This is a genomic window from Cellulomonas sp. A375-1 (assembly GCF_001040865.1).
Taxonomy (GTDB): domain Bacteria; phylum Actinomycetota; class Actinomycetes; order Actinomycetales; family Cellulomonadaceae; genus Cellulomonas; species Cellulomonas gelida.
This window is the reverse complement of record NZ_LFKW01000063.1, coordinates 1,396-6,381: the sequence shown is the minus strand read 5'-3', so window position 1 is coordinate 6,381 and position 4,986 is coordinate 1,396. Positions and strand designations below refer to the sequence as shown.

Genomic DNA, 4,986 nt, shown 5'->3' with positions numbered 1-4,986 from the left:
GTCCGCGGGTGACCGGGCCTGCGCGGCCCGGTCACCCGCGATCGGGCGTCAGCCCGCGGCGCCACCGTTGAGCATGGGCGTCAGCTTGGCGTCGTACTCCTTCGCCAGCGCGGCGACGTCGCCGCCGTCGGCGATCTTCTGGAACAGCTCCTCGTAGACGAACGCGCCCTCGATCGCGGCCCAGCCCGGCGCGGCCGGGGTGAGCTTGGAGGCGGCCGCCGTCTCGATCATCGTCTGCGCGAACTTGTCGTCGCCCAGCGAGGACACGTAGTCGGAGTTGCCCGGGCCGAGGCCCGCACCGCCGAGCATCGTCTGGTACTCCTTCGAGAAGACGATCCGCAGCAGGTTCTCCGCGAGCTCCGGGTGCTTCGACTTCGCCGACACGGCGATGTTCGAGCCACCGGCGAAGACCGGCGCGATGCCGCCGTCGGTGCCCGGCAGGGCGAAGATGTCGAACTTCGTGTCGTCCGCCATGCCGTCGCGCACCTCCTCGCCCGCGTCGTTCTTCGTGATGTCACCGATCGACCAGCGCGCCCAGCCCGGCGCCATGATCGTCGCCGCCGAGGGCGGCGTGCCGTCGGTGCCGTCGTTCAGGAAGTCCCAGTACGCGACGTCCCGCTCGGTCGAGGGCAGGTTCGACGCGTCCTGGTAGACCTTCTGCCACTGCTCGAGACCCTTGATGGTGTTCGGGTCCGAGAGCGTCGAGGTCCAGGTGGTGCCGTCCACCGTCGCGAGCTCGCCGCCGTTGGCGAACACCCACGAGATGCCGTTGCGCCAGTCCTGGCCACCCATCGCGAAGCCCGACTGCGTGTCGGTCTTGAGCTTGGCGACCGACTCCGAGAACTCCGAGAGCGTCTTGGGCACCTCGAGGCCGGCGGCCGTCCAGATGTCCTTGCGGTAGAACATGTAGCGCGAGCCGAAGTAGTACGGCAGCGCGTAGTTCTTGCCGTCGACCGCGCCGACGTCGACGAACGACTGCAGCAGCTTGTCGCCGCCCAGCTCGTCGTACAGCGGCGTCAGGTCACGGAACGCGCCCACGGTCGTGAAGGTCGGCGACTGCGTGTTGCCGATCTCGACGACGTCCGGCGTGTTCGCCTCGTCGGGCAGCGAGGTCGTCAGCTTGGTGACCAGGTCGGGCCAGGCGATCTCCTCGATGTTCAGCGTCGACCCGGGGTTCTCCGCGGCGAACGTGTCCTTGAGGTACTGGCGCAGGTCCTTGTTGGTGTCGCCACCGGCCAGCCAGAGCGTGATCTCGGCGGCCTCAGGCGTCTTGTCTCCGCCGGCGGTCGTCGCGTCGTCCGACGGCGTGTCGGCAGAGCTGCAGGCGGTCAGCGCGAGCGTCGCCGCCACGCCGAGGGCCGCGAACCGTAGCATCTTCACGTTGGGGTTCCTCCCGTGTGCGAGGCGAGCGCCGGGGCGGCGGTCGCCGGGGTGGTGCCTTGACCTGCAAGGGGGCGGCTCGGGGTCGTCACGTGACCCCGAGCTGCCCCGACAGGACGAGCACTGCCGCACCGGCCAGCGCTCCGTCCTCGTCGAGCGATCCCATCCGCACGGTCAGCCCACGCCCGATCACGGGCATGGTCCGGGTCCGGATGGCGGTGAGCGCCGCCTCGCGCAGGGGACCGTCCAGCAGCTCCGTGGGGCCGGAGAGCAGGACCTCTGCGAGGTCGAGCGCGCTGACGACGGGTGCCAGGGCGATCCCCAGCATCCGTCCCGCCGACGCCAGGGCGGCGTCGGAGTCCTCGGGGTCGAGACCCGCGATGCGGCGGCGCAGGGCCGGCACGCTCAGCACGGTCTCCAGGCAGCCGGCTCGGCCGCACGCGCACGCGAGCGGGATCTCGCCGGGGGTGCTGGCGTCGACGACCGTCACGTGGCCGATCTCGCCCGCGGCGTTGTTGCGGCCCAGGACGAGCGCGCCGTCGACGACGAGTCCCGCGCCGACGCCCTCCCCCACGGTCAGGACCATCGAGCCCCGGCCTGACGCCTTGCCGAACGTGAACTCGCCGAGCGCGCGCGAGTTGGCGTCGTTCGCGACGTGCACGGGGACGTCGAGACGGTCGCGCAGCAGCGTGGCGAGCGGCAGGTCGTACCAGCCACGGTTCGGCGCCTGGACGACGTGGCCGTCGGTCGTGATGACGCCCGGCGACGCGATGCCGATGCCGATCACGGGCCGGTCGGCCGCGGCGAGCAGCGCGCGGCACACCGTCTCGAGCGCGTCGACCGCGGCGTCGCCCGCACGCCCGTCGAGCGGGGCTGCGTGCCGGGTGATCACCTCGCCGGTGAGCGTGAGCACCGCGCCGTGGATCGTGGCGTCGTCGGTGAGGTCGACAGCGACCACCTGGAACGCCTGCGTGCGCATCCCGACGAGTGTCGCGGGCTTGCCGACCTTGCCCTCGGCCCGCACGCCGAGCTCCTCGACCAGGCCCTCGTCGATGAGATCACCGACGAGCGTCGAGACCGTCACGCGGGTCAGGCCGCTGCTGCGCGCGATGTCCGCGCGGGACGACGGGCCGGTGTGGAACAGGTGAGCCAGCACGAGCGACCGGTTGTGGACCCGGGCGTGCCCAGGGAGCACCTTGGCGGTGGGCCGCAGGGCTCGTCCGGCGCGTGCACCGGGGCTCGTGGTCGCTTGCATGTTTGTTAGTAGACCTTCCTTATTAATCGCCGTCAAGGCTCGACGGTGACTGTGATCACATCGTGATCGTCTGTTCACACGCCTGTTTCGTGGGGCGCGCCAGGTCAGCGCGAGGGGCGTCCGCGCGTGTCGACGACGAGCCACGTGGCCGCGCCGAGCGCGGCGGAGACCAGCAGCACCGAGGGCCAGGCGCCGAGCGCCGTCCGAGCCAGCACGTGCGAGGCCACGAACCCGAGTGCACCGAGCACGACGACGAACGCGACCCGCCACGGGCCGGCGGTACGCCACGACCGCTGCACGCACCACGCCGCGCCGAGCACAAGCACCGCTCCCCCGAGCGCACGCACCCCGGTCGCCTGAGCGACGGCGAACCCGGCGACGAGGCTGACGGCGGCGATCAGGGCGGTGGGTACGCGTCGGGTCACCGCGTCACTGTAGGTCGGACGAGCTGCGCGTCCGCCCGCGCGTCGATCCTCGCCCCGGTCCGCGGCCCGGTCCTCGCCCCGGTCCCCGTGCTGGTCCTGAGCAGGTCCCGCCCCGGTCCCGTGCGGCGCCGCACGCGCGCGCACTAGGTTGGAGACGTCCGCGCGCACCGAGCCGCACCGGTTCGTCGTCGCCGCGCTCCGTGACACCCCGCTCCCAGAGCCACCCGGAGGGAACCCCATCGTGACCAGCCCCATCGACGCCACGACGACGAGCGCGTGGCAGGACCTGTCCGCGCACGAGTCCACGCTCACCGCGGACCTGCGCGGCTGGTTCGCCGCGGACCCGCAGCGGGCGCAGCGGCTCACGTTCCGCCTCGCGGACCTGCACGTCGACCTGTCGAAGAACCTCGTCACGGACGAGACGCTCGCGCTCCTGGTGCGCCTCGCCGAGGAGACGGGCGTCGCCGACCGTCTGCAGGCGATGCTGCGCGGCGAGCACATCAACGTCACCGAGGACCGCGCGGTGCTGCACACCGCGCTGCGCCGCCCGGCGGGCGCCACCCCGCCCCTCGTCGTCGACGGCCAGGACGTGGACGCGGACGTGCAGGCCGAGCTCGCGAAGGTCTACGCGTTCGCGGACAAGGTGCGCTCCGGCCAGTGGACGGGTGTCACGGGCGCACCCGTGAAGACCGTCGTCAACATCGGCATCGGCGGATCCGACCTCGGCCCCGTCATGGTCTACGAGGCGCTCAAGCCGTACGTGCAGGAGGGCCTCGAGGTCCGCTTCGTCTCGAACATCGACCCGTCCGACCTCGCCGAGAAGGTCAAGGGCCTCGACCCGACGACCACCCTGTTCATCGTCGCGTCCAAGACGTTCGGCACGCTCGAGACGCTCACCAACGCGCGACTCGCGCGTCAGTGGCTCTGGGACCGGCTCGCCGCCGCGGGTCACCTCGCGGACACCGACGAGGCGCGGACCGCTGCCGTCGCGCAGCACTTCGTCGCGGTCTCGACCGCGCTCGACAAGGTCGCGGCGTTCGGCATCGACCCGGCCAACGCGTTCGGCTTCTGGGACTGGGTCGGCGGCCGCTACTCGGTCGACTCGGCGATCGGGACGTCGGTCGCGATCGCGATCGGCCCCGAGGCGTTCGGCGAGCTGCTCGCCGGCTTCCACGCGGTCGACGAGCACGTCGCGACCACGCCGCTCGCGAGCAACGTCCCCGTCCTCATGGGTCTGCTGAACGTCTGGTACGTCAACTTCCTCGGCGCCCACACGCACGCCGTGCTCCCCTACGCGCAGTACCTGCACCGGTTCCCGGCGTACCTGCAGCAGCTCACGATGGAGTCGAACGGCAAGTCGGTCCGTTGGGACGGCACGCCCGTCACGACGGCCACCGGCGAGGTGTTCTGGGGCGAGCCCGGCACCAACGGCCAGCACGCGTTCTACCAGCTCATCCACCAGGGCACGCGCCTGATCCCGGCGGACTTCATCGCCGTGGCCAACCCCGCGCACCCGCTGCAGGACGGCGACGCCGACGTGCACGGCCTGTTCCTGGCGAACTTCTTCGCGCAGACCAAGGCCCTCGCGTTCGGCAAGACGGCCGACGAGGTGCGCGCCGAGGGCACGGACGAGGCGATCGTCCCCGCGCGCGTGTTCTCCGGCAACCGTCCGACGACGTCGATCCTCGCCTCCGCGCTGACGCCCTCCGTGCTGGGCCAGCTCATCGCGCTGTACGAGCACATCACGTTCGTGCAGGGCGTCGTCTGGGGCATCGACTCGTTCGACCAGTGGGGTGTCGAGCTCGGCAAGAAGCTCGCGCTCGAGATCGCGCCCGCGGTCGAGGGCGACGCCGCGGCGCTCGACGCCCAGGACCCGTCGACGAAGTCCCTGATCTCGACGTACCTCGCGTTGCGCGACTGACCGAC

At 71.6% G+C, this 4,986-nt stretch carries 4 protein-coding genes; 1 reads left to right on the top strand and 3 read right to left on the bottom strand.

What is annotated here, in order from left to right; translation table 11 throughout:
• Positions 1 to 48 precede the first annotated feature (48 nt).
• From CWIS_RS07205 to CWIS_RS07195, 3 genes are all read right to left on the bottom strand, one after another.
• A complete protein-coding gene (locus CWIS_RS07205) occupies positions 49 to 1,374 on the bottom strand; it encodes an extracellular solute-binding protein (RefSeq protein ID WP_048342609.1) in 1,326 nt (441 codons plus the stop codon).
• A gap of 94 nt (positions 1,375 to 1,468) precedes the next feature.
• Positions 1,469 to 2,635 carry an ROK family transcriptional regulator gene (locus CWIS_RS07200; RefSeq protein WP_048342588.1) on the bottom strand — a complete coding sequence of 389 codons (1,167 nt, stop codon included), beginning with the start codon at positions 2,633 to 2,635 and terminating at the stop codon, positions 1,469 to 1,471.
• Between the two features lie 104 nt (positions 2,636 to 2,739).
• Positions 2,740 to 3,060, bottom strand: a complete 321-nt coding sequence (locus CWIS_RS07195; protein ID WP_048342587.1) for a hypothetical protein — start codon at positions 3,058 to 3,060, stop codon at positions 2,740 to 2,742.
• Between the two features lie 238 nt (positions 3,061 to 3,298).
• Between CWIS_RS07195 and pgi the strand changes: the two genes are divergently transcribed.
• On the top strand, positions 3,299 to 4,981 hold the full coding sequence (gene pgi / locus CWIS_RS07190) for a glucose-6-phosphate isomerase (RefSeq protein WP_048342608.1): 1,683 nt from the start codon (positions 3,299 to 3,301) through the stop codon (positions 4,979 to 4,981).
• Positions 4,982 to 4,986 lie beyond the last annotated feature (5 nt).